Origin of the sequence: Methylobacterium symbioticum (assembly GCF_902141845.1) — a bacterium.
Classification (GTDB): Bacteria; Pseudomonadota; Alphaproteobacteria; order Rhizobiales; family Beijerinckiaceae; genus Methylobacterium; species Methylobacterium symbioticum.
Genome location: NZ_CABFPH010000222.1, coordinates 1 through 1,901 on the forward strand (window position 1 = coordinate 1; position 1,901 = coordinate 1,901).

A 1,901-nucleotide genomic window follows, 5' to 3' on the forward strand; every position below is an offset into this window, starting at 1 on the left:
CGGCTGGAGAGCTGTGCGGACATTGGGGCATATCCGCCGCCGATCGCGCGGATCTATTTCGGCTCTCCAGGCGTCTGAACCCAGGAGAGCCCTCAAGCGACACCACCGACGCCATCGTCTCCCGCGACCTCGCCATGGCGCGCCAGTTCGACGACCTCGCCAACAAGGCCCGCGACATGGGGCTGATGCGCCGCAACGCGGTGATCGCCGTGCTCAGCCGGAAGACGGACGCGCAGGAGGTCGCCCGGGCGCTGGACGGCTGGCGCGGCGCGGCGGGCGAGGCGGACGCGATCTTCACCAGCCTGACCCGCTCGGCCGAAGCCTACGCGGACAACGCGACCTCGCCGGCCCGCGCCGCGATCTGGAAGCGCCTCGCCCAGAACGTCGCCGACACCGCCGGCCAGTTCCGCCAGCTCCGCACGGCGAGCGAGACGCAGGTCGCCGCGATCTCCGCCCGCGACGCGGACGCGGTGGAGGCCCGCAACGAGGAGATCAACCGCCAGCAGGAGGTGGTGCTGCGCGGGATCGACCGCGGCCGCGACGTGCTCGACGAGGGGATCGTCGCCGGGCAGCGCGCGGTGCAGGGGGTCTACGAGTCGAGCCGGCTCTCGATTCTCGGGACGCTTGCCGCCTGCGCCCTGCTGAGCATCCTGGTGACGGTGCTGATCAGCCGCGCGGTGGTGCGCCCGCTGACCACCGTGATGGGCTTCGTCGAGCGCGTCGGCTCGGGCGACCTCGCGGGCGAATTGCCGGCGCGGGGCAACGACGAGATCGCCCGGCTCTCGCGCACCCTCAATGCCATGGTGGCGGGGCTTGCCGAGCTCGCCCGCACCAACCGCGCCGCCACCGCCGACCTCAACGCCGCGGCGGCCGAGATCCGCGCCTCCGCCCAGGAGCAGGCGGCCTCCGTCGAGGAGCAGTTCGCCGCCGTTCAGGAGACCGCGGCGACGGTGGACGAGATCACCCATTCGGGCGCGCAGATCACCAAGCGCGCCGGCGAGGTCATCGCCACCGCCAAGGCCACCGCCCAGACCTCCCGCCAGGGCCTGCGCGCGGTCGCCGACACCGCCAAGGCCATGGACGCCATCCGCGAGCAGGCGGAGGCGGTGGCCGGCAACATCGTCGCGCTCTCCGAGAGGACGCAGGCGATCGGCGACATCATCGAGACCGTCAACGACATCTCGGAGCGCACGCATCTCCTCGCGCTGAACGCGGCGATCGAGGCGGCCGCCGCCGGCGAGAGCGGGCGCAGCTTCGCGGTGGTCGCCGCCGAGATGAAGCAGCTCGCCGACCAGGCCAAGGCCGCCACCGTGCAGGTGCGCGGCATCCTCGGCGAGATCCAGCGGGGCATCAACACCTCGGTGATGCTGACCGAGGAGGCGGTCAAGCGCGCCGCCACCGGCAAGACCCGCTCCGACACCACCCAGCGCACGATCGAGGAGATCTCGGCGCGCGTCGAGGAGAACGTCCAGACCTTCCAGCAGATCGTCGCCTCGACGAACCAGCAGCAGCTCGGCATCGAGCAGGTGATGGGCGCGCTCCAGAACATCCGCCAGGCCAGCCAGCAGACGGCGGCCGGCCCCCGCGAGGTCGAGGCGGCCCCGGCCAACCTGACCGGGCTCGCGCAGGCGCTGAGGGCGCTGGCCGAGCGCTACCGCCACTGAGCCCCGGGCGCAGCGGGCCGTGAGCGACATCCGCCAGCTCCTGCTCGCGGCCTTCGAGGTCGAGCATCGCGAGCATATCGAGGCGATCCGCGCCGCGCTGGGCGCCGCGGGCGAGGAGCCCCTGCCCGACTGGAACGACGATCCTGAAGACGATGCTGCCCAAGATCGCCGCCTATGGCGGCAAGACCTGGGGCGGCTACGAGGTGGTGCGCCGCGGCGGACAGGTCTCCCTGCGCC

At 72.5% G+C, this 1,901-nt stretch carries 2 protein-coding genes; both read left to right on the plus strand.

Going from position 1 to position 1,901, the window contains the following annotated elements:
* Positions 1 to 74 precede the first annotated feature (74 nt).
* Positions 75 to 1,664, plus strand: coding sequence for a methyl-accepting chemotaxis protein (locus MET9862_RS28935; protein ID WP_244612962.1), 1,590 nt, complete (start codon positions 75 to 77; stop codon positions 1,662 to 1,664).
* Between the two features lie 19 nt (positions 1,665 to 1,683).
* On the plus strand, positions 1,684 to 1,901 hold a 218-nt coding region (locus tag MET9862_RS28940; RefSeq protein ID WP_142586307.1), incomplete at its 3' end, for a hypothetical protein.